At 43.7% G+C, this 23287-nt stretch carries 32 protein-coding genes; 15 read left to right on the top strand and 17 right to left on the bottom strand.

Features of this window, described 5'->3' with window-relative positions:
* Positions 1 to 60: 60 nt before the first annotated feature.
* The 3 genes from ACFPIB_RS10350 to ACFPIB_RS10340 all read right to left on the bottom strand — a co-directional run bounded on the left by ACFPIB_RS10350 (position 61) and on the right by ACFPIB_RS10340 (position 1533).
* The gene (locus ACFPIB_RS10350) at positions 61 to 426 is read right to left on the bottom strand and encodes a hypothetical protein (RefSeq protein ID WP_378017378.1); all 366 of its coding nucleotides are present in this window, start codon (positions 424 to 426) and stop codon (positions 61 to 63) included.
* Positions 427 to 593: 167 nt separating this feature from the next.
* Positions 594 to 974, bottom strand: coding sequence for a septal ring lytic transglycosylase RlpA family protein (locus ACFPIB_RS10345; RefSeq protein WP_378017377.1), 381 nt, complete (start codon positions 972 to 974; stop codon positions 594 to 596).
* Positions 975 to 1029: 55 nt separating this feature from the next.
* Complete coding sequence (locus ACFPIB_RS10340; protein WP_378017376.1) at positions 1030 to 1533, bottom strand: thioredoxin family protein; 504 nt, start codon at positions 1531 to 1533, stop codon at positions 1030 to 1032.
* Between the two features lie 405 nt (positions 1534 to 1938).
* On the opposite strand from ACFPIB_RS10340, the gene ACFPIB_RS10335 reads away from it, so the two are divergent.
* The 4 genes from ACFPIB_RS10335 (at position 1939) to ACFPIB_RS10320 (ending at position 3887) form a co-directional block, all read left to right on the top strand.
* Positions 1939 to 2223 carry an SH3 domain-containing protein gene (locus ACFPIB_RS10335; protein ID WP_378017375.1) on the top strand — a complete coding sequence of 95 codons (285 nt, stop codon included), beginning with the start codon at positions 1939 to 1941 and terminating at the stop codon, positions 2221 to 2223.
* A gap of 598 nt (positions 2224 to 2821) precedes the next feature.
* Positions 2822 to 3088 (top strand): hypothetical protein, encoded by a 267-nt coding sequence (locus tag ACFPIB_RS10330; RefSeq protein ID WP_378017374.1) that lies wholly within the window; start codon positions 2822 to 2824, stop codon positions 3086 to 3088.
* Positions 3089 to 3300: 212 nt separating this feature from the next.
* Positions 3301 to 3525, top strand: a complete 225-nt coding sequence (locus ACFPIB_RS10325; protein ID WP_378017373.1) for a hypothetical protein — start codon at positions 3301 to 3303, stop codon at positions 3523 to 3525.
* A 95-nt stretch (positions 3526 to 3620) separates the two neighbouring features.
* A complete protein-coding gene (locus ACFPIB_RS10320) occupies positions 3621 to 3887 on the top strand; it encodes a hypothetical protein (protein WP_378017372.1) in 267 nt (88 codons plus the stop codon).
* 9 nt (positions 3888 to 3896) lie between these two features.
* Here ACFPIB_RS10320 and ACFPIB_RS10315 read toward each other — a convergent pair whose 3' ends face one another.
* The 4 genes from ACFPIB_RS10315 to ACFPIB_RS10300 form a co-directional block, all read right to left on the bottom strand.
* Complete coding sequence (locus tag ACFPIB_RS10315; protein ID WP_378017371.1) at positions 3897 to 4304, bottom strand: hypothetical protein; 408 nt, start codon at positions 4302 to 4304, stop codon at positions 3897 to 3899.
* On the bottom strand, positions 4277 to 4582 hold the full coding sequence (locus ACFPIB_RS10310) for a hypothetical protein (RefSeq protein ID WP_378017370.1): 306 nt from the start codon (positions 4580 to 4582) through the stop codon (positions 4277 to 4279). Before ACFPIB_RS10310 ends, ACFPIB_RS10315 begins: the two co-directional genes overlap by 28 nt.
* A gap of 157 nt (positions 4583 to 4739) precedes the next feature.
* A complete protein-coding gene (locus ACFPIB_RS10305; RefSeq protein WP_378017369.1) occupies positions 4740 to 5222 on the bottom strand; it encodes an Hsp20/alpha crystallin family protein in 483 nt (160 codons plus the stop codon).
* A gap of 299 nt (positions 5223 to 5521) precedes the next feature.
* Entirely contained in the window at positions 5522 to 5902 is a 381-nt protein-coding gene (locus ACFPIB_RS10300; RefSeq protein WP_378017368.1) for an Hsp20/alpha crystallin family protein, read from the bottom strand.
* Positions 5903 to 6107: 205 nt separating this feature from the next.
* Here ACFPIB_RS10300 and ACFPIB_RS10295 point away from each other — a divergent pair, with 205 nt between their 5' ends.
* The 8 genes from ACFPIB_RS10295 (at position 6108) to ACFPIB_RS10260 (ending at position 13639) form a co-directional block, all read left to right on the top strand.
* Entirely contained in the window at positions 6108 to 6578 is a 471-nt protein-coding gene (locus ACFPIB_RS10295) for a thioredoxin family protein (protein WP_378017367.1), read from the top strand.
* A gap of 204 nt (positions 6579 to 6782) precedes the next feature.
* Positions 6783 to 7190, top strand: coding sequence for an RrF2 family transcriptional regulator (locus tag ACFPIB_RS10290; protein ID WP_378017366.1), 408 nt, complete (start codon positions 6783 to 6785; stop codon positions 7188 to 7190).
* Between the two features lie 94 nt (positions 7191 to 7284).
* Positions 7285 to 7938, top strand: a complete 654-nt coding sequence (locus tag ACFPIB_RS10285; RefSeq protein ID WP_378017365.1) for an NAD(P)-dependent oxidoreductase — start codon at positions 7285 to 7287, stop codon at positions 7936 to 7938.
* 259 nt (positions 7939 to 8197) lie between these two features.
* Positions 8198 to 9028, top strand: coding sequence for a 4,5-DOPA-extradiol-dioxygenase (gene ygiD / locus ACFPIB_RS10280; RefSeq protein ID WP_465251497.1), 831 nt, complete (start codon positions 8198 to 8200; stop codon positions 9026 to 9028).
* Positions 9029 to 9441: 413 nt separating this feature from the next.
* A complete protein-coding gene (locus tag ACFPIB_RS10275; RefSeq protein WP_378017363.1) occupies positions 9442 to 10119 on the top strand; it encodes a response regulator transcription factor in 678 nt (225 codons plus the stop codon).
* A 9-nt stretch (positions 10120 to 10128) separates the two neighbouring features.
* Complete coding sequence (locus ACFPIB_RS10270; RefSeq protein WP_378017362.1) at positions 10129 to 11415, top strand: sensor histidine kinase; 1287 nt, start codon at positions 10129 to 10131, stop codon at positions 11413 to 11415.
* Positions 11416 to 12213: 798 nt separating this feature from the next.
* Complete coding sequence (locus ACFPIB_RS10265; RefSeq protein ID WP_378017361.1) at positions 12214 to 12651, top strand: PepSY-like domain-containing protein; 438 nt, start codon at positions 12214 to 12216, stop codon at positions 12649 to 12651.
* 88 nt (positions 12652 to 12739) lie between these two features.
* A complete protein-coding gene (locus tag ACFPIB_RS10260; protein WP_378017360.1) occupies positions 12740 to 13639 on the top strand; it encodes an SdiA-regulated domain-containing protein in 900 nt (299 codons plus the stop codon).
* 86 nt (positions 13640 to 13725) lie between these two features.
* Here the strand turns inward: ACFPIB_RS10260 and ACFPIB_RS10255 are convergent, their stop codons facing one another.
* The gene (locus ACFPIB_RS10255) at positions 13726 to 15006 is read right to left on the bottom strand and encodes a T9SS type A sorting domain-containing protein (RefSeq protein WP_378017359.1); all 1281 of its coding nucleotides are present in this window, start codon (positions 15004 to 15006) and stop codon (positions 13726 to 13728) included.
* Between the two features lie 249 nt (positions 15007 to 15255).
* On the opposite strand from ACFPIB_RS10255, the gene ACFPIB_RS10250 reads away from it, so the two are divergent.
* Positions 15256 to 15501: a type II toxin-antitoxin system HicA family toxin gene (locus ACFPIB_RS10250; protein WP_378017358.1), complete on the top strand. Its 246-nt coding sequence runs from the start codon at positions 15256 to 15258 to the stop codon at positions 15499 to 15501.
* A 35-nt stretch (positions 15502 to 15536) separates the two neighbouring features.
* Positions 15537 to 15875 carry a type II toxin-antitoxin system HicB family antitoxin gene (locus ACFPIB_RS10245; protein ID WP_378017357.1) on the top strand — a complete coding sequence of 113 codons (339 nt, stop codon included), beginning with the start codon at positions 15537 to 15539 and terminating at the stop codon, positions 15873 to 15875.
* An 87-nt stretch (positions 15876 to 15962) separates the two neighbouring features.
* On the opposite strand, the gene ACFPIB_RS10240 is transcribed toward ACFPIB_RS10245, so the two are convergent.
* From ACFPIB_RS10240 to ACFPIB_RS10200, 9 genes are all read right to left on the bottom strand, one after another.
* Positions 15963 to 16244 carry a hypothetical protein gene (locus ACFPIB_RS10240; protein ID WP_378017356.1) on the bottom strand — a complete coding sequence of 94 codons (282 nt, stop codon included), beginning with the start codon at positions 16242 to 16244 and terminating at the stop codon, positions 15963 to 15965.
* Between the two features lie 153 nt (positions 16245 to 16397).
* Positions 16398 to 16871, bottom strand: a complete 474-nt coding sequence (locus ACFPIB_RS10235; RefSeq protein ID WP_378017355.1) for a hypothetical protein — start codon at positions 16869 to 16871, stop codon at positions 16398 to 16400.
* A gap of 8 nt (positions 16872 to 16879) precedes the next feature.
* Positions 16880 to 17269: a helix-turn-helix domain-containing protein gene (locus tag ACFPIB_RS10230; protein WP_378017354.1), complete on the bottom strand. Its 390-nt coding sequence runs from the start codon at positions 17267 to 17269 to the stop codon at positions 16880 to 16882.
* Positions 17270 to 17273: 4 nt separating this feature from the next.
* A complete protein-coding gene (locus tag ACFPIB_RS10225; protein ID WP_378017353.1) occupies positions 17274 to 17750 on the bottom strand; it encodes a hypothetical protein in 477 nt (158 codons plus the stop codon).
* A 155-nt stretch (positions 17751 to 17905) separates the two neighbouring features.
* A complete protein-coding gene (locus ACFPIB_RS10220) occupies positions 17906 to 20299 on the bottom strand; it encodes a ribonucleoside-diphosphate reductase subunit alpha (protein ID WP_378017352.1) in 2394 nt (797 codons plus the stop codon).
* Positions 20300 to 20498: 199 nt separating this feature from the next.
* Positions 20499 to 20840: a hypothetical protein gene (locus tag ACFPIB_RS10215; RefSeq protein ID WP_378017351.1), complete on the bottom strand. Its 342-nt coding sequence runs from the start codon at positions 20838 to 20840 to the stop codon at positions 20499 to 20501.
* Entirely contained in the window at positions 20837 to 21169 is a 333-nt protein-coding gene (locus tag ACFPIB_RS10210; RefSeq protein WP_378017350.1) for a hypothetical protein, read from the bottom strand. Before ACFPIB_RS10210 ends, ACFPIB_RS10215 begins: the two co-directional genes overlap by 4 nt.
* Position 21170: 1 nt before the next feature.
* Positions 21171 to 21350, bottom strand: a complete 180-nt coding sequence (locus ACFPIB_RS10205) for a hypothetical protein (protein ID WP_378017349.1) — start codon at positions 21348 to 21350, stop codon at positions 21171 to 21173.
* A gap of 276 nt (positions 21351 to 21626) precedes the next feature.
* Entirely contained in the window at positions 21627 to 22586 is a 960-nt protein-coding gene (locus tag ACFPIB_RS10200; RefSeq protein WP_378017348.1) for a ribonucleoside-diphosphate reductase small subunit, read from the bottom strand.
* A gap of 379 nt (positions 22587 to 22965) precedes the next feature.
* On the opposite strand from ACFPIB_RS10200, the gene rplU reads away from it, so the two are divergent.
* Positions 22966 to 23271 (top strand): 50S ribosomal protein L21, encoded by a 306-nt coding sequence (gene rplU, locus ACFPIB_RS10195; RefSeq protein WP_378017347.1) that lies wholly within the window; start codon positions 22966 to 22968, stop codon positions 23269 to 23271.
* The last annotated feature ends 16 nt before the right edge of the window (positions 23272 to 23287 follow it).

Here is a 23287-nt window from a genome sequence, read left to right as displayed (position 1 = left end):
AAAAAAAAGCCGGCCCTTTACGGTCCGGCTTTTACACCATTTTCGGTTACTGCTGCCAATCTATTTCACATGCACACTGGTTAAAACCGCCTCTGCACTTTCGTGCCAGGCCAAATATTGCTCTACCTGTTTGGCGTTTAACGCATGCCGTACCTGCCACTGATAAGCTTTTTCTGTTTCTTCCAGTTTCAGGTTACGCAGCCTGGGGTTATAAGCATAGTTATCCTGTATTTCGGCCATTGTCCGAAGCTTTTCAAACGTCAGGTTTTTGATCTGAATATATTCCTGCTCGTTGAGTTGCAGATCGTGGGCCATTACCCGGCTGATTGCGGCAGCATTATTTGCCAATTCGGGTTCTGAAGTTCTGGATTGTGCCGTTGCAGCAAAGGCCATTCCTAAAAAAAATAACGTAAATAACTTCTTCATATACCAACCTCCTGATTGAAATAACATAACCGGCAAGACAGCTTTTAACTTCCGGCAGTTGCCCGACCTTTAAAATATTTTAACTTTTATACTGAATTTCTTTAAACCTTAAGAAAACCAACGCTCCGGAAAAACACAGTAATTCATAAAGTCTCATGCTTTCCTGTTCAGGGCTTTTTCTTTTTCCCGATCACTTTAATTTTTACGGGCGCCACGCCGGCCTTTATCATATCTACTTTATTAGCAGCTTTATAGGAAAGATCTACCACCCGGCCCGGGGCAAAAGGTCCGCGGTCGGTAACTTTCACTTTCACCGATTTATGGGTATCGAGGTTGGTAACTTTTAAGCGGGTTCCGAAAGGCAGGGTTTTGTGCGCAGCGGTTAGTTTGCCCGGCCGGTATTTATCGCCGTTGGCCATTTTCCGACCTTTCAGTTTATTGCTGTAAAAAGATGCTTTGCCGGTTTCGGTATAAGTGCTTGCGCAGCCTGCCAGCAGAAATATTAAGAACAGGGAAACAGTGTAAGAAAGCGATCTCAAAAAATACATAAGTTGGTTTGTTCGGTCTTAGCGTGTGGGTTAATGACTTTTTAAGGCGTAAACCCTAGCGTTTTTTATAGTTTTCCGGATTCAAAGCCGGCTTAGACCAATGGCCCAGAAATTCCAGTATCTTCTTTTTACTGTAACCTTTATCTTCTTCCAGGTAAGCGGAATTCTGAGTATGCAAGCGCTTGCCTTCGCCATCTAAAACCACGAAAACCGGAAAACCGAACCGCTGCGGATAATCGAGTTTCTGCAATACATCCAGGTTTTGGTTCTCTTTGCTGTGGTTTACTTTCAGCACTACATAATTTGCCCGCAGCGCCGAATCTAACTGCGCATCGGTAGTGGTGAAATTATGGAATTTAATGCACCAGGAACACCAGTTTCCGCCAATTTGCAGCAGCACATGTTTATTCTGCGCTTTGGCGGTTTTAATAGCCTGCTGCATTTCGGCGGCGGCGTTTGCCTGCGGGTTGTAAATATTAGGCTTTGTAGCTTGGGCAGAAGCACCGAAACCGATCAGCAGGAAAAATAAGGAAGCAAATAATATTCGTTGCAAATGCATAGTCTTTTAAAATTTCAGTTCCGTTTTGTGCCCTTCCCGCATAATTCATTCCTTCTGGGTGTTTGTTTCCGGACACAGCTTTGTACGCAAACATTACAAATATATTCTACTAAAAATAAAAAAAGCGCTTTTCCAGCTTATTTAGGGCATTTTTAGCTACTGGCACAATGGTTGAATTTCTGGTATCAGGTTTCTGAATATAGGCCGGGCCAAAAAACGGGCAAAACCAGAATGGCTCAGCAATTTTCAATCCATAATTCTTCCGGAGAAAATATTTCAGAAAAATTTAAGAATCCCGGGCAACCTGAACCAAGCCGCCGGCATCTTTTAAGCAGCACCCGGTTCAGCTACCAGATACAGAAAACAAAACATAAGTATTATAAAAAAATTTAAATTCAGGAAATTATGAAAAAGTTAGTTTTAGCCTTCGCATTATCATTACAAGCCGCTTTTGTATTTGCTCAGGAGCCGGTAAAATTAAAATCGGACAATGTAAATCTTTATCGCCAGCCAACAACCAAAGGGGAAGTGGTAAAGGTTTTGAACAGCACCGAAGATGTAATGCTGGTGCGCAAGTTTGATGCGAATTGGTCTATTGTAACGGCCGGCTCAGAAAGCGGCTATATTCACAATACGCATTTGCCAAAAATAAAGAAACAACCAGTTACCGCCACCGCTGCCAAACAATAAGCAGCCCGGCGATGAACAGTTAGTAGTGGGTGAAAGCAAAGGCCATTCTAAAAAGAATGGTCTTTCTCATTTATAAACACCAGAACTTTCACAGATATAAATATATAACTTTATCTATACCGAAACGACTTTAAACGCTTCTGTTTCCAATAGGTTTATTCTCTATTCCCAATCAAGCGCGCTTCCTATTTTCACCTCCGGAAACGCAGCATGATAAAGTGTATCGGAAGAGCACACTCCTTGTCTGTTTTTAGCACAGTAAATTTTCAAAAATCCGCCAAAACGCACTAAACAAGCTATTTGTCGCATTTTAATTTTATTGGCACAGCGCTTGAATATAATTAACCGGAAGATCTGGCAACGGAAAGCCCAGCCCTTTTAATTCGCAGGAAGATTTTCGGCCAAGTTTTTTTTATCTGTAAAACGCTATGCTTTTTGGCAGAAAAACCCGAAGCACTGTTGAAAATATTTTTTATAAATAAAATAAGAAATAAAATTTTACTGGAGGCAACCCGGGCTGCTTGCTTTGCATCTTATAAGTAACAGTTCCAGATATCAGGAGCTCTCATTTTTTTTACACCTTTTAAAGTTCACATCTATGAAAAAGCTTTTATTTCTTTTCGCCGCGCTATTGCAAACTGCCCTCGTTATGGCACAGCAACCGCCCCAACAGCAAATGCTGGAGCAAAAATCAAAGCCGAACAGCGCGCAGCCTTGCTTAAAAAATACTGCTCAATCTACCCAGAAAGCGAATCGCCTTTGGTTTATTATTTCCGATCAGGAAGAAGTTTGGCTGCCTGATCGTCAGCCAATATCACGGGGAGCAAAAACACCTATGCCGCGCATTTTCTACCAATACAAATAAATTTTTGCCCATTGGGAAAACAGATTCCGAAAAGCCGCCTCTACCAGAAGCGGCTTTTCTTTGTCCGTTTTTTAGTCAGATTATCTTCTAAAACAGTGGCAATAATTGCACTATTTAAAGCAACTTGTTTGATTTATATTGAATTAGAAACTTATTTGTAGCATATAACCGTTAAAGCCGTATATCCCTGTAAGTGAATATGTGCAAAGAATATGAAAATCAACAATAACATATCTTCCCAACTTTCCCGGATACGCAAAAAAGCAAAGCGTATTTTCAAGATAAGCTACGAAGACCTGTCTGCTCAAATCTTTTACGATCAGCGGAACACTTTTCAGCTGCAACTCTGCCGCGATGTCCAGTGCCGGGAAGAAGTATTATTAACCAGAGAAATTTCGCGGGCGCAAGCCTTTCACATTATGAATACGCGTAATTAATTTTTGTTCCCAAGTAAGTGCCGTTATCTCTTTTGAAGGTTTCAGCATTGTTTCGGCAGAACGAACCGATCTGTTAACAATAAATTTAGCTCGCAATGTCAGCAACTTCAGAATACATATATAACGAGAACGATATCCAGCACATGTTTCTGCAGGTAGAAAGCAGCGACTCGATCTGTATGCTGAATGTGGCCGGACACCCTTTACGCATCCGCGAAGTAATCTTTATGATGATAGAGAATGGCTGCCGCGTAATGAAAACCACCGCCGACGCTTACAACGTTTTTATGTTCGATAAAGAAGTTACCGAAGTTTACGATTACCTTTCCACCATTATTAAAGCCCGTTTCCTGAAAGATTAAAGGCTCTTTTTAAGCACTTCGCACCAGTTCACTTCCTCTGGCATTTCCGAAAAACCAGAAAGCCCAGCCACCCAAACCGTAGCAGATTACGTCAAAAAAGTCGGCGGTATAGCGGCTTACAAATAAGGGAATCACGCCTTCAAACATTAACGAAAAGTAAATTACCACCAACCCGATCTGCCAGCCTGTAAGGGCATAATCTGCCTGGCGCAGCACCATATTGCGTTGCAGAAATACGGCGGCACCTAAAACCAAAGGTAAACAAAGCAGGTCGTTCAGGTAATTATTCAGAAAGCCATTTTCTATGGGTACTACGCGCCGCAAAACGGTATGCAAAACGTATAAAAAACTGCATATCTGCAAAAGCGGATTCCGGAAAACAGCAAAATTCAGCCGGCCAAAATTGTAACCACCCATATAATAAACGAAATGATAGCCATCAGCGAGATCTGAAAAGCCTGCACAATGCGTTTCCAGAAACGGGTAAACCCCGAATCGTAGGGATAGATCTCAATCAAGCTGATGTTGAACTGATCTTTTTGCCGGAATTCATCTTGTTCGCGCATTTGCCGGGCTTTTAATCCCTGCGGGTCGAGCACGTTTCCGCAATGTTCGCACCTGTCGTCGGGGTGCTGTTGCCACGCCGACCATTGGCCACAGCCGGGGCATTTCCTGGAACTGGTAAGTGGTTCCATAATTTAAAAGGGAATAATTTTCAGGTATAAAAGTAAAACCGAAAAGCCAGATTACCTGAATTTTAGCAGAATACTTTTGCGGCCTGCCTGTTAAACTAAAAAACAAAAAGCGCTTTGCAGCGCTTTTCCATTTTAAGTAGTTTTTAACCCGAAAAACCTAGCGTTTTTGCTTGCCGTTGCCGGAACTGCTTTTAGTTGCATTTTCAGCGTTCTTTTTATCAGAAGCACCTTTTATCTGGATCTGCTTCCGGGCAATTTTGCGGGTCTCTTTCGGAACATTAATACGCAAAACACCATCTTCGAACTCGGCATCTATTGCCTCAGAATTTATGGTATCTGGCAAATAGAAAGACCGCATAAATGAACCATACTGGCTTTCGAGCATGTGGTATTTCTTGGTTCTCTTTTCGTCCGAGAATTTACGTTCGCCGGAAATGGTCAGGCGGCCATCCTGAAAATCGATATCGATCTCTTCTTTTTTCAGCCCCGGCAACGAAACTTCGATCTCGTAAGCCTCGTCGGTTTCTGAAGTATCTACGTGGGGCGTAAAGCTGGCCATAGCCTTGCGGGAATTTAAGGAATCGTTGAAAAACCGATCCAGCATGGAGCTAAAGCTCGACGGCGTTGTTTCGTCGGCCAAAGGGTTTCGAAATTTTTGAATTGCCATAATTACATTCTCCTTTCTTGGTATAATTAACTGAAAAAAATCCTGGCCTTCTGCCCGGAACAAATTTTATACCCACTCCACCAATCTAAGGTTTCAGCTCGAATACACTACATAAAGCCTTGCATAGCAACAATTTGTGAACCATCCAAAATTTTGAGCGAAGCATCCTTTCTCCCTGAAAATGCTCATTCAGAACAACTGCATTTATACTGCACAAAAAAAAGAGGCGCTGCAAAACAACGCCTCTTTTTTCACTTTAAACAATCAAAAAATTACTCAAATTCTATATCTATCTGGCGGGTATAGGTTTCCAGATACGGCAGGCGCACCTGAAGTTCATTGCCTTCGTAAACTGCTTTTATCCGGTCCAGAGCTACATGTTGCGGCAAAATGAATTCCTGGTAAAAAAGCGGGATCTGCACATCGTTATCTTCTGTATTTGGCAAAGCCGCAAAAACGGTAAGCTTGTTCTGGTTCAGCAAGATCTGGAACGCTTCCGGATTTACTGACGGTGCCGAAACGTGAATAATGGCGCCTTTTTTACGTTTTTCAACGTTTACTTCCGTTTGAACCACACCACCTCCAAGGGTATTCCAGATGTCTATCTGGCGGGCAATGGTTTGTAAAAATTTCTTATCTTTAAAAAGCTTCATGGCTTATTCTTCCTTTCTGTTTGCCTGTGTATTACAAACTATATACCAAACACGCTGCATGCAGCCATAATTCAAATTCCGGCTTTTTTGCGACAGAAAGGCAGCAAAAACGCTATGATTTCAGGATAAAAAAGTCAAAATGTCTTGTTTCAGGTCAATTTATTGCCGATTGAACCGATATAAGGCAAACCCGTATCTTTGCACCATGAAACATTTACTTGCCATTCTTTTCACGTTTATAACTTTTGCCACTATGGCCCAAACCGCCCCGCTTTTAGGCACCACCGATGCCAAACTTTTAACCCTAGAATCTACCTGTACCTGGTTCAACCCTACTTATGCAAGCTACCAACCCGACGCCTCCACAATTGCTGAACTCAATAAAGCGTTGTCTAAAGATGCTACGTTCCTGGTTTTTGGCGGTATGTGGTGCTCCGATACGCAGAACCTGCTTCCGAAATTCTTTAAAACACTGGAAGCAGCCGGCATACCGCAAAGCAGCGTAAAACTTTACCTGGTAGATGAGCAAAAGAATTCGCCCGATAAACTGGAAAAGCAATATGGCGTAAACAATGTGCCAACGTTTATAATCATGCAAAACGGCGAAGAAAAAGGCCGCGTGGTAGAAAATGTGCGCCAAAGCATAGAAGCGGATCTGCTCAAACTGCTGCAATAAAAACAGTAGTATTTTCGCCCAAAAAAGTCAAAGCCGGCCATAAAGTTGCCGGCTTTTTCTTTGTAAAACGCTATGCTTTTCGGCTTGAAAACTGCTGTTTCCTAAAGTCGCTTTCTAAATTCTTGAACTACAATTTCTTAAACCAGACTTGCTTTTGAACTTCGGTTTGCTTTTCTTTGTACTGTAATAAAAACAATTACAGTTATGAATAACGTCCGGTTTGCTACGGCTTTGCACATTCTAACCCTGCTTCATCTGCAGCCGGGCGAATTGTTGCCATCCGAATACATTGCCGGCAGCATAAACCTGAATCCGGCCGTTGTGCGCAAAGAATTAAGTAACCTGCGGAATTGTGGTTTGGTGGAAAGCAAAGAAGGCAAAGGTGGCGGCAGCACCCTGGCAAAACCGGCTTCCGAAATACTGCTTTCCGATATTTACCAGGCCGTGAAGCAACATGCGTTATTAGGCAAAAGCAACAACCCAAACCCGGCCTGCCCGGTGGGCAAAGAAATTAACACGCGCTTAGACGAACTGTATTCTGAAGCTGAATTTTTTGTATTGCAGAAATTGGGTAAGAAAACCTTAGCCGATTTTGCCAGCCAGTTCAGTTAATTTTTTTCTCCATAACTGTAAGCTAAATTATTACAGATTTATAAATGACTGCATAATAAAAAACACATTTGCTTTAAACAGAAAAATATCAGATATGAAAGTAGCATTAATAGGCGCCTCCGGCTTTGTAGGCACTGCAATCTTAAACGAATTAGTAGAACGTGGCCACGAAGTAACCGCTTTAACCCGCAACGCAGCCAATATTAAAAAGCAGCACCCGAATGTAACCGCGGTACAAACCAACGTTACCCAACCTGAAGCACTTGCCGAAAAAATAAAAGGCTACGATGCTGTGATCAGCGCTTTTAATGCCGGCTGGACCAACCCAAACCTGTACAACGATTTCCTGAACGGTTCTAAGGCTATTCAGGAAGGCGTGAAAAGATCAGGCGTGAAGCGTTTCATTTTTGTTGGCGGCGCCGGTAGTTTATACACGCCAGATGGTGGCCAGTTTGTAGACACGCCGGAATTCCCCGAGCAGATCAAGCCCGGCGCAACCGCTGCCCGCGATTACCTGAACCACCTGAAAGAAGAAAAAGACCTCGAATGGACCTTCCTGAGCCCGGCCTTAGAAATGCACCCGGGAACTTCCGGCCAACGCAAAGGTACCTACCGAAAAGGCCTCGAAAATCCGGTGTTCGATGAAAGCAGCCGCAGCGTAGCCTCGGTAGAAGACACGGCTCTGGCCATTGTAGACGAACTGGAAAACCCGCAGCACATCCGTCAACGCTTTACCATTGCTTATTAAACGATAGGCGTTGCAACAAAAAAAGTCCCCCTTCGGAGGGGATAGAGGGAGGATTCAATTATTGAAAATTTCATTGCCAATTGCGTATGCTTACGGCATTTAAAGCTGATCAGCGAAAGTTTCAATCCTGCCTCACCCCTCCCAAGCGGGCACAATAGTACTCTTGCCCTTGTTTTCACTAACAAGCAGCAACCATTAACCGAACAAAGTCATGGATCGGAAACATTTTATTAAAACTTTACTTTTAGGAACCGTGGGAATAACCGGCTTTTCAGCATTTAATAAATTTACCGGCGAGCTTAAAGAAGACGGCAACTTAATGCCTGTGCTTTTTATTGGTCACGGCTCGCCCATGAACGGCATCCAGGACAACGAATTCAGCCGAAGATGGAAGAAAATGGCGCAGGAAATTCCCGTTCCGAAAGCCGTTTTAGTAGTTTCTGCGCACTGGCTCAGCCGCGGCACCAGAATTACCGCCATGGATTTCCCCAAAACCATTCACGATTTTGGCGGCTTTCCGCAGGAATTATTCAACGTGCAATACAACGCGCCCGGCAATCCGCTATTAGCAAAAGAAACCGCAGCGCTGTTCAAAAACACGCAAATAGAAATGGACCACGACTGGGGCCTCGACCACGGCACCTGGACCATTGTGCGCCACATGTACCCGGAAGCAAATATCCCGGTTTTACAGCTCAGCATAGATTATTACAAAGACCCGCAATACCACTACGACCTGGCCAAAGAACTCTACGATCTCCGCAAAAAAGGCGTTCTGATAATCGGCAGTGGCAATATGGTGCACAACCTCGGCATGGTAGCCTGGGATAAACTCGATTCTGAATTCGGTTTCGATTGGGCTTTAACGCTAAATACCAAATTCAAAGAACTCATTGCCAACGGCGACCATAAACCGCTCATCAATTATAAGAATTTAGGCAAAGAAGCGCTGCTAGCCATTCCAACTCCGGATCATTACCTGCCACTGCTTTACACGCTCGGCTTAAAAGGCAGCAAAGATTCTGTATCTTTTTTCAACGACAAAGCCATGGCCGGTTCGCTTACCATGACTTCGGTGAAGATCGGGTAAAACGGTAGGGTTTAGGTCGGAAAAAGTCAAGATATTGTCATACTGTGCGCCAGCGAAGGACCTTGTTGGCGGTTTGCAGAAACGTTTCTACCTTCACCTCGGTCTGTGGCGCACAGACCGAGGTGAACTGACTACGATAAGCAAACTACAAAACGCAGATTCAGGCGAAAACCAGAAAAAAAAGCCGAGGCCAAAACGATATCCTTTTCATCCCAAAAAGTCAAAGAAAACACAAAAGTCTGCATCGGAAATTTCCGATGCGGACTTTTTCATACCACAATCCTATCGTTTTACATATAGAAACATTTCAATTCTTAATACTTGTGTCCTAATACCTGTTCTAAAAAAATAAAATTCCCACATCTTTCCCGATTTCTGCGTTTACTTTACCCAAACTGAACGCCTGAACTGACATGAAGATCCTGGTAATTGAAGACGAGCCCGATATGCTGCACAACGTAGTAACTTCCCTGGAAAAAGAGAAATACCGCGTAGAAACCGCCACTAATTTCGATGAGGCTCTAGATAAAATCGGCATTTACGAGTACGATTGCATCTTGCTGGATATTGGTTTGCCCGGCGGCAGCGGCCTGGAAATTCTGCAGGAACTCAAAAAGCTTCAGAAAACCGACGGCGTGATCATCGTTTCCGCTAAAAATTCCATAGACGATAAAGTTGCCGGTTTAAACCTCGGCGCCGACGATTATCTGCCGAAACCATTTCACATGGCCGAACTGCACGCGCGGGTAAAATCGGTGTTGCGGCGCAAGAAATTTGAAGGCAGCCACGAAGTTGTGCTCAATAACGTAACCATAGATCCGGAAAGCCACACCGTAAAAGTGAACAACAAAGATCTGCCCTTAAACCGCAAGGAATTCGACGTGCTGCTTTATTTAGTAACAAATAAAAGCCGGCTGGTAAGCAAAACTGCCTTGGCCGAACACGTGTGGGGTGACCAGATTGACGAGGCTGATAACTTCGAATTCGTATATTCCCAAATCAAAAACCTGCGCAAAAAACTGAAAGACAGCCAGGCCGAGATCGAAATTCAGGCTATTTACGGCATCGGGTACAAACTGGTGGCCGACTAAACTACGCACATGAAACTGCTCAACTACACCTCGGCGTACTTTGCTGGCATTTTGCTGCTCATTATTTCCATCTGGGCCGGCCTGTTCTACTATTCCATGCTCGACGAAATTTACGACAGCATGGACGACGGCCTCGAAAACCAGAAATTGCTCGTTATCCGCAAAGCTTCCGCCGATACCACCATTCTAAACCAACCCGAATTCGAAGCCGGCTATTTCACCATCAAGGAAATTCCGCTGGCCAGAGCGCAATCTTACACCGATACTTACCAGGACACGCTCATGTACATGGAGTACGAAGAAGATTTCGAGCCAGTGCGCCTGCTCAAAACCGCGTTCATCCACTCCAACGGTCGCTATTACGAAATGCAGGTTATAACCAGTATGGTAGAAGAAGACGACCTTATCGAAGACCTGCTTTATTCCCTCCTTTGGCTTTATTTAGGTCTGGTAGCCAGTATTTTACTCCTGAATAATTACCTGCTGAAAAAGATCTGGAAACCGTTTTACCGCCTGCTGGAACGCCTTAAGAAATTCCGCCTCGAAGACCAGCAACCGCTGCAAACCACGCCCACCAACATCGAAGAATTCAAGCTGCTGAACGAAACCGTAGAAAAGCTCATCAAAAGCAACCTCGCCACCTTCACCAGCCAGAAACAATTCATCGAAAACGCCAGCCACGAACTCCAAACGCCGCTGGCAATCAGCCTGAACAAACTCGAATTACTGGTAGAAAGCAACCACTTAACCGAAGAACAAATGCAGCTATTGGCTTCGGTCATAAGCAACCTCGAGCGTTCCACCCGCCTGAATAAATCCTTGCTGCAACTTTCCAAAATAGAAAACCGCCAGTTCCCGGAAGTTTCCGCAACCAATTTCAACGAACTCACCAAAAAGCAACTCGAAGATTTCGAAGCCTTGGCAGAACACCGCGAAGTAACGTTACACCTGGAAGAAACCGGAACGCTAAACCTACAAATGAACCCCGATCTGGCGAACATCCTGCTTACGAACCTGCTCAAAAATGCCATCACGCACAACATTCCCAGCGGCTCTATGATTGTTTTTATAAATCCGGATAACTTAACCGTAGAAAATACCGGCCCCGGAAAAGCTTTAGATACAGACCATCTTTTCAAACGTTTCTACAAAGGCGAACAAAATTCCGGCAGCACCGGCCTGGGTTTGGCTATCGTGAAAGCCATTGCAGATTTATATAATTTCAGAATCGAATACAGTTTCGAGGAAGGCAAGCACCGGTTTTCGGTTTACCCCACCCTGGCGGGAATTGTCTGAACCGTTGATTCATTTGATTATTATGATTTATGTGATTTCGTCTCAACTGAGATTTTTGAGATTTAAAAGATAGGCAGGATTTAGAAATCCAATAAAAGTAGGGGCATCCCTTGTAGGTGCCCTTTCATGTATTCGATTTTAAATTTATGATTTCACGATATCGCCAGCGCAGCGTCAGTTGAAACGCTACAGGAGATAAAAAGCCTGCTACGAAGAAGGGAAATCTACCAGTTTCTGCGTGCGCGGCCTCCGCACTTTCCGACTTTTGCGCAGCAAAATTGCGTAAGCAAAGGAAAGGGTGAGACGCGAACGTAGAAACGAAGCCCCCCGGCTTGAGGAAAAAAATTGCCGGTAAAAACTGAAAGCCAGAAGTTTAGTAGAAAATATTTTTCAAAAACGCTATCCCTTTATGCCTTAAAAGTCATTTGTGAGGCCTCATAAGTTCCTTATACTTCACTCGGGATGACCAAATAACGTAAAAGGAAAACGCTATGATCTAGTGCCTTAAAAGTCATTACGACTATCTGCCTACGAGGTCCTTCAGAGCTACGCTCGCAATCTTCGCGCTCCCGCGCTCAATTGTGCTCAGGATACAAAGAAAAAAGAATATCCTAGGCACAAGCAAAAGTTACTACCAACCTGATGAGGTCTCTCCTGACGTCGAGCTGACGAAAAACGGTATGGTTTAACCCCTTAAAACCCAAAAACAAAACTCAAAAAAACCTTAACATTCCCAATTCCTTCCCAAATCCCTCCCGAACTTTACATCAGAAATAATCTAAAACATAAAATAAGATCATGAAACCATTAATCTTAGCCATTGCATTAAGCACCTCTTCCCTTTTCGCCGTAGCGCAGGACATAAAAGAAACCGAAGTACCCAGCGTCGTGATGAACAGCTTTAAAAGCCAGTTCTCCGATGCCCAGAAACCTGAATGGGAGAAACTGAACGACAAATACGAAGTGGAATTTGAGCAAGGCACCGCCGAACGTTCGGTAGTTTTAGATGCTTCGGGCAAAGTGCTTATGCAGAAACAGGAGATTGAAAATTCCGCAGTTCCGGCGGCCGTAACCAATGCCATTAAGCAAAAATACAGCGGCTACGAGCTCGACGAAGCTGAAAAGATCGAATACAACGGTCAAACGTATTATGAAGTAGAGCTTACGCGGTGGTATGTTTTAAGCAAAGAGCTGATCTTCACCGTCGATGGCAAAGAAACTACCTTGCCGTTTTAACGGGTTAAGGCTTTGTACCGCGTAATTAAATAAATTTCGAGCCACCAAAGGCGTTTGCGCCGGGCTTTCAAATAAAGGAGATACCAAGATGAAAAAGATAGCAGCAGGCATTGTAGGGTTAGGATTATCGGCTTTTTTCCTGGTAACCGAAGCATCGGAAATGCTGAAACCGGAACTTTTAACCGAGATCGCCACCGATAAAGGCAAAAAAAGTAAAGCCGACAAAGAACCCGCTTCCAAAGCCGTTCAGGTGGTTGCCAAGTGGGAAGTACCCGATGTGCTCCGCGAAGTTTCCGGCATTGCTTACCTGAGCCCGAACCGCTTTGCCTGCGTGCAGGACGAACTGGGCACCATTTTCATTTACAACACCGCCACCGCTAAAATAGAGCGCGAAGTAGATTTTACCGATCCCGGCGATTTTGAAGGCATAACCGTGGTAGGCAAAACCGCCTACGTGGTTCGCTCCGACGGCCGTTTGTTTGAAGTAGCCGATTTTGAAAGCAACCGCCCGAAAGTTACCGAGCACCAAACCGCTTTCACCGAAGACAACAACATCGAAGGCTTGGGTTACGATGCCAAAAATAACCGCCTGCTGCTGGCCGTAAAAGACCAGGATTCCAACAGCAAGACTTATAAAGGCATCTACAGCTTCGATCTGAGCACCAAAAAGCTGAACCCAACGCCGGTTTATAAGATCGATTTCAGTCACCAGGTTTTTGCCAGCATTTTCGATAACGAAGAAACCATGATGCCCTCCGAAGTGCAGGTACACCCGCAAACCGGCAACATCTACGTAACCGACGCCAAAAACTGCCAGATCGTGGTTTTAGACTCCAACGGCGAAATCAAAAACCGCTTCCCGTTCAGCAAAAACGAGTTCTACAAAGCTGAGGGCATCGCGTTCAGCCCCGCCGGCGAACTCTTCATTTCCAACGAAGGCAAGAAAACCAAAGGCAATATTTTAAGAGTTAATATTGCGGGTTTGTAAGTTCTAAAAACGGTAGGGCTTCAGCCCCAAAAAGTCAAAAGCCCGGTGCAGCTGCATCGGGCTTTTTTTATTGGAATAAACAGGCATTATTGCAAAACGATTTTCTCTATGATCTGCTGCTCACCACTTAAAATATGAAGCAGGTAAATACCTTTTTTCTGCCCTGAAAGATCAAGTGCATTTTTACCGAAACGATTACCTTCCTGCTGCATTACTCTTTTCCCGGCAAGGTCATAGACCTCTAAATTAAAAGATTTGGCTGAAGCTGGAATAATAGTAAACAGGCCCTGGCTCGGATTCGGATAGATCACAAAATTGTTTGCGGAAGATAATTCTTTGGTAGTGCCTGAAATATTAGCGGCTAATTTATACATAGTCCCGATTCCGCCGCTCCAACCTGTCTGGCTATTAATAAAGGCCGCGCTCGAATGTGCATTATTATCCATCAGACTCCAGGTTAAACCACCATCGTGGGTAATAGAAATGCCCGGATTAGTATTTACAGGGGTAAAACTTACATACGTTTGGGGAGTACCAGTTACATGAGTAATTCCATAATTAAAGAACGGGCCGGAATAAGTAACCGGGGTCCAGGTTTGGCCACCATCGGTAGTCCGGCTTAAATTATTGCCATGGTTGACTAAGCCAATATTTCCATCCTGAAAGGCTAAACCAACCGGAATCGGCCCGAAACCAGGAGTATTCGCAACTATATTGGTGCTCGAAGCCGTCCAATGCAATCCTTTGTCGATCGACTTATAGATCCGCATACCTCCAGCCGTAACCCAGATCGTATCGCCTAAAACAACTCTCCTTTCCAGGGTGTAATCTTCTGCTGTCGGAGCCGGTAAATTCGCTTGCGGAACAATGGTCCAGGTATTTCCGCCATCATTCGTCGTGTAAATTTCCTGTAAATCGCCGACTATCACACCATTACTCGCATCAAAAAACTGAACAAAGTTAACGTATGAATTCTGGGACGTGTAAATACCGGGAATTAAAGTCCATGTTATGCCGGCATCAGTAGTTTTATATACCTGAGCAAGCCGTGGCCCCACACTACCCCCAAGCGCGCCAGCAATGTAAGCCGTATTCGCATCAATCGCTTCCAGCGAAAAAATATCGAAGGTCTTGCCGGCTGCATTGGGAATATTTACGGTTACTGTAGACCAGGTACCGCCACCGTTCGTGGTACGCAAAATATTAGGCGCCACATCGAGGTGGTACGCCCAAATTACATTCGGATCAACAATATCTATATATCTGACCAGGTCAACATTAGCCGGAACGGTTTGCGGAACCCACTGTGCCTGAGTTGCGGTAATGGCAACGAAGAAACTAACTAAAAGCGTAATTATTGTTTTCATAGAAAAAGGATGAGTATAAAGTAACGCTGCCAATATACAACAATAGTTACTTGCATCAAAAAAAATTGATTTTCCGGCAATTCCTTAAGATTTGCTCTAGCTAAAACGATAGGGTTTTGGCCTGAAAAAGTCAAAAGCTCGGTGCGGTGGCAGCGGGCTTTTTTGCGGTTAGTAACTAGAAATTGCTTTCTTAGAATAATATTGACTATTTTTAGCAACTAAAAACCAGTTGCAATTGTAAAAGGTAATATGAGCAAACTGGAAAAGCTTATAGCCCGCATTAAGTCGAAGCCCAAGGATTTTACCTGGAAAGAAGCAACTACCTTAATGAATGCTTATGGCTACGAATTAAAAGCCGGTGGAAAAACGGGTGGTAGCCGCAGGGCATTTGTGCATACCGAAAGCAAAACAATCATTTACCTGCACGAACCGCACCCGGGAAGCATTCTGAAAGCCTACCAGTTGAAAATAATTATGGAAAGCCTGAAAATTTGAGCAGCAACGAAATTCAGGAAGAAAGGAAAGAAACAATGAGCAATATTTTAAACTATAACGGTTACATCGGCAGCGTAGAATACAGCGCCGAAGACCGCATCTTTTTTGGCAAAGTAGAACTGGTTACCGATGTAGTTACCTTCGAAGGCACCACGCCCGACGAACTGGAAAACTCCTTCCGCGAAGCCGTAGACGGTTATCTTGAGCTATGCAAAGAAGTAGGCAAAGAACCCCAGAAAGCTTTTAAAGGAACCTTCAACGTGCGCATAAACCCGGAGCTGCATAAGAAAGCCGCTTTAGTTGCCATTCAGAAACATACCACGCTAAACCAGGTGGTTGCCGAAGCGATCAGCAAGTTTGTGGCCGCTTATTAAAACGCTATGGTTTTGGGTGGAAAAAGTAAAAGCCCGGTGCGGTGGCAGCGGGCTTTTTAAGTTGTTAAATTTAAGAATTACGGTTTTTTAAAAAGCGTAAGTATAACCTTGTATTTTCTCAGGTTTTACTTCCTTAGCAAAGGAAACATATTCCTTTATTTCGCCTTTTACTTCATCGTGGCTGGAAGTTTCGCCTTGGGCGTATTGCTGCTGGGCCTTTTTGATCTTCTCCTGCTCGAACTGGCTTAGCTGGTAATTATCATGCTCAATTTTGGCATCGGTCAAAACTTTCAGGGCGTTCAGGAAAGCTTCGTCGTTGATGGACTGGATGCGTTGGATCAGAATGTCTTTTAGGCTTTGGGCTGGCATAAAGAGAGAAAAGGAGCTTTTAAATTTACCGCCTTTCCGGTAATAAAGTTAACGAAAAATAATTGGGCTTTTGTGGGAAGGAAAACGCTATGGTTTTGGCCTGAAAAAGTAAAAGCCCGGTGCAGATACGCCGGGCTTTTTTATATAAATTGATTAAAGACTTACTTTTTCGGTTAAGCGATTTGGATTAATAACTGGCAAAATAACTTTAGATAAAATTGTGCCGGCAGCTCTTGAAATAAGCATCCCTCGTGTATCTGAATAAGATAAACCAATCAGGGTCGCTCCTATAACATCAGGCAAGTCCACGTGGCTTTTATTTGCTTTTTCAGAATCTTGGTTTAAGCTTAGTAACTCTTCAATATTCTTAATTTGAAATATATGTTGAGTTTTCATTTTACCTAAAGGATAATCAATTCCTTTAATATTAGTTGAAATACTTACATCCATAATAATGCGAATCAAATGCTTTTCAGTCATGCTAGATTCAGCATTAATATTGAAGTTATAAGTTTCAATATCTTTTACAGTAAAAGATTCTTCCGATATATCATTTACATTGAATTGAGTAAGCTTAGCCTCAAGGATTTCAATATGTTCTGTTTTAAAAGGAATCTTTTTTTCCATTTCTATTATTATGAAAAGAGCTCTTCAGTTTCTGTAAGCTGAAGAGCTCTTTTATTAAAGGAAACATTTACAAAATCTTTCTCTTCTAGATTGCTTTCTGGATTGTCTGCCTGAACCTCCATATTCAGGTGTATTTCAAAGGTTTTAGGTACTAAAATTATATCAGCATTAAGAATTGCTTCAATCTGCGATATTGTCTTTAAAGTAAAGTTATGAGTTCCAGTTAACCACTTACTTACCTGGGATTCTTTCTTCCCAAGTTTTTCAGCTAACTCTTTTTGTGTCATATTCTTTTCTTTGAGAATGCGTAAAATTTCATCCCCAATTTCAAACGATTTCGACACAAACCTTTTTGTTTCTTCTGAAACAACAATTTTGTCAAAAAATTTGCTCTTCATAATCTTATGCCTTTCTGTTATAATGGATTTCCAGAATTAGATCTCCAATAAGATTTTTATTGCCAACGATAATTTCTTTTTCTCTTACTTTATTTGTGAATGCTGCTTCCAGCTTATTCATGAATTCAAAAATTGGTCCTACATTAGGGCATTCCTGATCGGTTCTTGCAGTTTTAATATCTCCGTTCCCTAAGATAACAATATCATTACTAACTCTTATGCAATAGAGCCTTAGTTTGGCTCCTTTAATTTGAGGTAAAGCTCTTGCGTTCTTTTTAGGTCTAAAATATCTTTCCTCAGCTCCTCTTTTTCCTCCAATTGTTTGAAGAGCTTCTATAATAACTTCTAAGTCTCTTTTATGTTCACTATCTGAAAATCGCTCAATAAAATTATCAGTTTCAAAATAATCAGCATCTTCAATTCGTAAAGAGTAAAATTTTACCTTTTCTGAATCCCAGAACTCTTCTATATGTACGAACAAATTCACTTATAAGTTAAGTTCAAAGGTATAACTTGAAATTCAATTTCCAATATTTCATTAAAAATAAATAAAATACTTGGTTTAACATGAGTTAATCAAACAAAAAAGGGAGCCCATTTCTGAGCTCCCTTTTCTATTTCTAATCAATTCTAAAATTACGAACCACAAGCCTCGCAAGCGTCCGGATTATCCAAACTACATTGCATATCAGAATACCCCTGATTAGCTTCAACTTTGGCGTTTATCATCGGCTCCAGCGTTTCGGCGGCTTGTTTTTCTACCGTGAACTTGATGGCATCTACGGCGGCTTTGGTGCGCAGGTAGTACATACCGGTTTTCAGGCCGCGTTTCCAGGCGTGGAAGTGCATGGAGGTCAGCTTACCGAAGTTCGGGTTCTGTACGTGCAGGTTCAAGCTCTGGCTCTGGCAGATGTAAGCGCCGCGGTCAGCACTCAGATCGATGATGGTTTTTTGCTTGATCTCCCATACCGTTTTGTACAGATCTTTAATGTTCTGCGGAATGTTCGGAATGTTCTGGATCGACCCGTTGGCCGCAATGATCTGGTTTTTCATGTTGTCGTTCCAGATGTTGAGTTTGATCAGGTCTTTCAGCAGGTGCTTGTTTACCACCATGAACTCCCCGCTCAGTACGCGGCGCACGTAAATGTTAGACGTATATGGCTCGAAGCTTTCGTTGTTGCCCAGGATCTGCGCGGTAGAAGCGGTTGGCATTGGCGCTACCAGTAAAGAGTTGCGCACGCCGTGCTCCATTACTTCGTTCCGCAGCGCTTCCCAATCCCAACGACCGGAATTCGGCGTTACGCCCCACATATCGAACTGGAAAATACCGCGGGAAATCGGCGAACCTTCGAAGGTAGAATACGGACCTTCTTTCTTAGACAGATCTTTCGAAGCCGTCATGGCCGCGAAGTAAATGGTTTCGAAAATGTCTTTGTTCAGCTGCGCGGCTTCTTCGCTTTCGAAAGGCATGCGCAAATGAATGAACGTATCGGCTAAGCCCTGCACGCCCAACCCGATCGGGCGGTGACGCAGGTTCGAGTTTTTCGCTTCTTCTACCGGGTAATAGTTAATATCGATAACCTTGTTCAGGTTTTTGGTAGCGTGGTAAGTTACGTCGTACAGTTTTTTGTGGTCGAAATGTTTTTTACCGTTCGCATCTTCCACCACGTAACGCGGCAGAGCCAGAGAAGCCAGGTTACAAACCGCAATTTCGTCCGGAGAAGTATACTCAATAATTTCAGTACACAGGTTCGAAGACTTGATGGTACCCAGGTTCTGCTGGTTCGATTTCGCGTTGGCGTGGTCTTTAAACAGCATGTACGGCGTACCGGTTTCGGTCTGGCTTTCTAAAATAGCAAACCACAATTCCTGCGCTTTAATGGTTTTGCGGCCGCGGCCTTCACGCTCATATTTTTCATACAAACGCTCGAATTCTTTGCTGTGCGACGTTTCCAGACCCGGGCATTCGTGCGGACACATCAGGGTCCAGTCGCCGTTGGCTTCCACGCGCTTCATGAAAAGATCCGGGATCCAGAGGGCATAGAAAAGATCGCGGGCGCGCATTTCTTCCTTGCCGTGGTTCTTACGCAGATCCAGGAATTCGAAGACATCGGCGTGCCACGGCTCTAGGTAAATAGCGAAAGCGCCTTTGCGTTTTCCACCGCCCTGGTCTACGTAGCGGGCCGTGTCGTTGAACACTTTCAGCATTGGTACCAAACCGTTGGATGTGCCGTTGGTGCCTTTAATGTAAGAACCCGTTGCCCGGATAGAGCTGGCCGCTAAACCAATACCGCCCGCACTTTGCGAGATCATGGCGCAGTTTTTCAGCGTGTCGTAAATACCGGCAATGCTGTCCTCTTTCATGGTTAACAGGAAGCAGGAAGAAAGCTGCGGTTTTGGCGTGCCGGCGTTGAATAAGGTTGGCGTAGCGTGCGTAAACCAGCGCTCCGACATCAGGTTATAAGTTTCAATCGCCGAATCGATATCGTCTTTGTGAATGCCCACGGCCACGCGCATAAGCATGTGCTGCGGACGCTCTACGATCTTGCCATTCAGGCGCAATAAATAAGAACGCTCCAGAGTTTTGTAACCGAAATAATCGTAAGAATAATCGCGGTCGTAAAGGATGGAAGAATCTAAAACGGCAGCGTGTTTCTTAATTACTTCGAACACTTCGCGGGAAAGCAGCGCGGCATTTTCGCCGGTTTTCGGGTCTACGTAGGTGTAGAGCTGCTTCATGGTGTTGAAGAACGATTTGCTGGTAACCTTGTGCAAATTGGAAACCGCAATGCGCGCCGCTAAAATGGCGTAATCGGGGTGCTTGGTGGTTAGCGATGCGGCGGTTTCGGCAGCCAGGTTATCCAGCTCCACGGTAGTAACGCCGTCGTAAATACCATCAATAACCTTTTTGGCCACTTCAATAGGGCTCACATAGGTCATGTGCAGGCCGTAGCACAGTTTTTCTATGCGGGCCGTAACTTTATCGAACTTCACCGACTCGCGTCTGCCGTCTCTTTTTACTACTAACATGTTTTTCCTAAGTTAATGGTTCTCGCAGGCTGGAAAGGCCTGTTTCTGTCTTAATTTTCGGTTCTTATTCTTTAAAAGCAGCTTGCTATATAGCTAAATGCTTTTACGGAGATTTTACTTTTTAGCTTTAAAACCCTACCATTTTTGGTGCAATTTTTCTGCGGAAAACGGTAGCGTTTTTGGGTTGAAAAGTGGTGGGTTATTTGGTTAGGATGTAGGTGGTTATACTGAAAAGATTAGCGCCTGTTGAAGAAATAGAGTTTGATGCTTCTATTTTATATCCTTCTTTATAGTACTGCTCAAACGTATTAGTTATGATGTCAATGTTAGTGTCAACTTTCCCTTTTGTCTTCTCTAGAGTGACTTGCTTTTGCTCACCATTTGTAGATATAATTATTTTAGCTTCACAACCATAAGTGCATTCATAGATTCTAATAGTTACTACTTTCCCTTCTCCGGCTACTGCATTTTTAAAAGACAGCAGGGAGAAAAGCAGCGGCGCTATTAAGCTCAGAAGTATCGATTTCTTCAGCAGTTTCATTTGGTTAGGATGTAGGTGGAAATTAATCCCGTGCCATTAATAAAAGCGACATCGGAAGTTTCTATTTTATAACCTTCTTTATAATGTTGCTCAAGCGTTCTGGATAGTAATTCCATATTCTTGTTTTCGGCTGCGTTATTTTTAAATCGCTCAAGTTGAATTTCGGTAGATTTTTCTTTTGACGAAACAACGATTCGTGGGTCGCTAAAGCCAAGTCCATACATGCGTATCGTTACAATTTCCCCGCCACCAACATTTGTAAAAGACAGCAGCGAGAAAAGCAGCGGCGCTACCAAACCAAGTAAGGCAAATTTCTTCAGTGCTTTCATCTTAGTTTAAAGAGAAATTAAATTGCTTCTTTATATCAGTAAAAGGCACAGTTTTACCTTCTTTTACCTCCTGCACGCCTTTCTCCACCTGCTCCAGAAATAAAAGTTTCTCGATCAGTTCTTCGGTTTTGAATTCTTCCGGAAGGCTGATCAGGCTGGCTATTACTTTGGCTTTATTCATGGCTTTATTTTTATAGCGTTTCTTGGAAAGTAGTTTTTCAGGCTTTAAGCATAGCGTTTTCAAAGTCGCTCTTCCGGATTTGTAATCCGGAGGTTTATAGCTGCGGATCTGTGATCCGCCTTGCTCTACAGCCAGCTATAAAACGCTATCCTTTTCAGCTTAAAAAGTCGGATTGCAAATCCTCCTGATAAGTGCTTTTGGATTTCAAATCCGGAAGAGCAACTTCTGTGCTTTACTTATCGAACATTCGAATCTCGAACAATCGAAAATCCGAGATTAAAAGTCTTCGTCCAGGGAGAAAACGTTGTCGTTGCGTTCGGTCATTACGCCGGCTTTCTGGTACTCGCCCACGCGTTTTTCGAAGAAGTTGGTTTTGCCTTGCAGCGAGATCATTTCCATGAAATCGAATGGATTGGTGGAGTTGTAGATCTTAGAGCAACCCAGGGCTACTAATAAACGGTCGGCTACGAACTCGATGTACTGGTTCATTAAGGCGGCGTTCATACCAATTAAAGCTACCGGCAGGGCATCGGTTACGAATTCCTGCTCAATGGTTACGGCATCCTGAATGATCTCGCGCACGCGACTTTCCGGCAGTTTGTTTTCCATCATAGAATATAACAGGCAGGCAAAATCGCAGTGCAGTCCTTCGTCGCGGGAAATAAGTTCGTTAGAGAAGGTTAAGCCCGGCATTAAACCGCGTTTTTTCAGCCAGAAAATAGAGCAGAACGAACCGGAGAAGAAAATGCCTTCTACCGCAGCAAATGCAATTAAACGCTCGGCAAAGTTTTCACTCTCGATCCAGCGCAACGCCCACTCGCCTTTTTTCTTCACGCACGGTACCGTTTCCAGCGCGTTGAACAGGCGGGTCTTTTCGTTCGAGTCTTTAATATAAGTATCGATGAGCAGGGAGTAGGTTTCGGAGTGGATGTTCTCCATCATGATCTGGAAACCGTAGAAACAGCGGGCTTCCGGGATCTGCACTTCCTGCATAAAGTTTACCGCCAGGTTCTCGTTCACAATGCCATCGGAAGCGGCAAAGAAAGCCAGCACGTGGCTGATGAAATGGCGCTCACCGTCGTTCAGATTTTCCCAATCTTTGATGTCGGCCGAGAGGTCGATCTCTTCCGCAGTCCAGAAGCTGGCCTGGGCTTGTTTATACATCTTCCACACGTTATCGTACTGAATGGGCAGCAGCACAAAGCGGTTCGGGTTTTCTTTTAAGATTGGCTCCATAATGGGTAAAGATTTAGTATTCAACAAATTGCAATAAGAAATAATTGCCTTTCAACGTCACGGTTCTCTCGCTGGCAGTAGTTCGTTTTTCTTAAACTGGGTAATGGTTCTATGAAAAACTGTTTCAAATATAGGGGAGAAGCGCCCGAATTTTATCCACAAAAAGCAGTATTTCTCCACAACTTTCAGGCGCTTAATTTTCAGCTAATTAAAGTTCTATTCACAGCGTTTTAATACAACTTTGTGGATAGTTTCGGGGCTTGGGTATATAGCATGGCGGCTATATAATTTGGGCGGAAGAAAATATAATGGGCGGGGTTTGGTAAAGTGGTTTTGAGTGCGTACTTTTGCAGTCTTAAACAAAATTACATAGAAGCTGATGTACGCAATTGTAGAAATCGCAGGTCGCCAGACCAAGGTAGAGAGCGGTAAGTTCATCTACACTAACAAGCTTTCCGGCAATGAAGGGGACGCCGTTGAGTTCGCCAATGTATTACTTACTGACAATGATGGTAAACTGAGCATCGGTGCACCATTCCTGAACCTGAAAGTAACTGGCAAAATTTTAGGGCACGTGAAAGGCGATAAAATTATCGTTTTCAAGAAGAAGCGCCGTAAAGGTTACAAGAAGAAAAATGGCCACCGCCAGGACTTCACTAAAGTAATGATCGATAAGATCGGTTAATTTTCCGGAAATCTTT

The organism is Adhaeribacter terreus (assembly GCF_042657365.1).
Lineage (GTDB): Bacteria > Bacteroidota > Bacteroidia > Cytophagales > Hymenobacteraceae > Adhaeribacter_A > Adhaeribacter_A terreus.
The sequence above is the reverse complement of the archived record's forward strand: the minus strand, read 5'-3'. Positions and strand labels throughout refer to the sequence as shown.

What these genes read in the sequence shown, in the direction of transcription:
- ACFPIB_RS10350 (WP_378017378.1), bottom strand. Translation starts at nt 426, where the DNA reads ATGAAGAAGTTATTTACGTTATTTTTTTTAGGAATGGCCTTTGCTGCA.
- ACFPIB_RS10345 (WP_378017377.1), bottom strand. Translation starts at nt 974, where the DNA reads ATGTATTTTTTGAGATCGCTTTCTTACACTGTTTCCCTGTTCTTAATA.
- ACFPIB_RS10340 (WP_378017376.1), bottom strand. Translation starts at nt 1,533, where the DNA reads ATGCATTTGCAACGAATATTATTTGCTTCCTTATTTTTCCTGCTGATC.
- ACFPIB_RS10335 (WP_378017375.1), top strand. Translation starts at nt 1,939, where the DNA reads ATGAAAAAGTTAGTTTTAGCCTTCGCATTATCATTACAAGCCGCTTTT.
- ACFPIB_RS10330 (WP_378017374.1), top strand. Translation starts at nt 2,822, where the DNA reads ATGAAAAAGCTTTTATTTCTTTTCGCCGCGCTATTGCAAACTGCCCTC.
- ACFPIB_RS10325 (WP_378017373.1), top strand. Translation starts at nt 3,301, where the DNA reads ATGAAAATCAACAATAACATATCTTCCCAACTTTCCCGGATACGCAAA.
- ACFPIB_RS10320 (WP_378017372.1), top strand. Translation starts at nt 3,621, where the DNA reads ATGTCAGCAACTTCAGAATACATATATAACGAGAACGATATCCAGCAC.
- ACFPIB_RS10315 (WP_378017371.1), bottom strand. Translation starts at nt 4,304, where the DNA reads ATGGGTGGTTACAATTTTGGCCGGCTGAATTTTGCTGTTTTCCGGAAT.
- ACFPIB_RS10310 (WP_378017370.1), bottom strand. Translation starts at nt 4,582, where the DNA reads ATGGAACCACTTACCAGTTCCAGGAAATGCCCCGGCTGTGGCCAATGG.
- ACFPIB_RS10300 (WP_378017368.1), bottom strand. Translation starts at nt 5,902, where the DNA reads ATGAAGCTTTTTAAAGATAAGAAATTTTTACAAACCATTGCCCGCCAG.
- ACFPIB_RS10295 (WP_378017367.1), top strand. Translation starts at nt 6,108, where the DNA reads ATGAAACATTTACTTGCCATTCTTTTCACGTTTATAACTTTTGCCACT.
- ACFPIB_RS10290 (WP_378017366.1), top strand. Translation starts at nt 6,783, where the DNA reads ATGAATAACGTCCGGTTTGCTACGGCTTTGCACATTCTAACCCTGCTT.
- ACFPIB_RS10285 (WP_378017365.1), top strand. Translation starts at nt 7,285, where the DNA reads ATGAAAGTAGCATTAATAGGCGCCTCCGGCTTTGTAGGCACTGCAATC.
- ACFPIB_RS10275 (WP_378017363.1), top strand. Translation starts at nt 9,442, where the DNA reads ATGAAGATCCTGGTAATTGAAGACGAGCCCGATATGCTGCACAACGTA.
- ACFPIB_RS10270 (WP_378017362.1), top strand. Translation starts at nt 10,129, where the DNA reads ATGAAACTGCTCAACTACACCTCGGCGTACTTTGCTGGCATTTTGCTG.
- ACFPIB_RS10265 (WP_378017361.1), top strand. Translation starts at nt 12,214, where the DNA reads ATGAAACCATTAATCTTAGCCATTGCATTAAGCACCTCTTCCCTTTTC.
- ACFPIB_RS10260 (WP_378017360.1), top strand. Translation starts at nt 12,740, where the DNA reads ATGAAAAAGATAGCAGCAGGCATTGTAGGGTTAGGATTATCGGCTTTT.
- ACFPIB_RS10255 (WP_378017359.1), bottom strand. Translation starts at nt 15,006, where the DNA reads ATGAAAACAATAATTACGCTTTTAGTTAGTTTCTTCGTTGCCATTACC.
- ACFPIB_RS10250 (WP_378017358.1), top strand. Translation starts at nt 15,256, where the DNA reads ATGAGCAAACTGGAAAAGCTTATAGCCCGCATTAAGTCGAAGCCCAAG.
- ACFPIB_RS10245 (WP_378017357.1), top strand. Translation starts at nt 15,537, where the DNA reads ATGAGCAATATTTTAAACTATAACGGTTACATCGGCAGCGTAGAATAC.
- ACFPIB_RS10240 (WP_378017356.1), bottom strand. Translation starts at nt 16,244, where the DNA reads ATGCCAGCCCAAAGCCTAAAAGACATTCTGATCCAACGCATCCAGTCC.
- ACFPIB_RS10235 (WP_378017355.1), bottom strand. Translation starts at nt 16,871, where the DNA reads ATGGAAAAAAAGATTCCTTTTAAAACAGAACATATTGAAATCCTTGAG.
- ACFPIB_RS10230 (WP_378017354.1), bottom strand. Translation starts at nt 17,269, where the DNA reads ATGAAGAGCAAATTTTTTGACAAAATTGTTGTTTCAGAAGAAACAAAA.
- ACFPIB_RS10220 (WP_378017352.1), bottom strand. Translation starts at nt 20,299, where the DNA reads ATGTTAGTAGTAAAAAGAGACGGCAGACGCGAGTCGGTGAAGTTCGAT.
- ACFPIB_RS10215 (WP_378017351.1), bottom strand. Translation starts at nt 20,840, where the DNA reads ATGAAACTGCTGAAGAAATCGATACTTCTGAGCTTAATAGCGCCGCTG.
- ACFPIB_RS10210 (WP_378017350.1), bottom strand. Translation starts at nt 21,169, where the DNA reads ATGAAAGCACTGAAGAAATTTGCCTTACTTGGTTTGGTAGCGCCGCTG.
- ACFPIB_RS10205 (WP_378017349.1), bottom strand. Translation starts at nt 21,350, where the DNA reads ATGAATAAAGCCAAAGTAATAGCCAGCCTGATCAGCCTTCCGGAAGAA.
- ACFPIB_RS10200 (WP_378017348.1), bottom strand. Translation starts at nt 22,586, where the DNA reads ATGGAGCCAATCTTAAAAGAAAACCCGAACCGCTTTGTGCTGCTGCCC.
- rplU (WP_378017347.1), top strand. Translation starts at nt 22,966, where the DNA reads ATGTACGCAATTGTAGAAATCGCAGGTCGCCAGACCAAGGTAGAGAGC.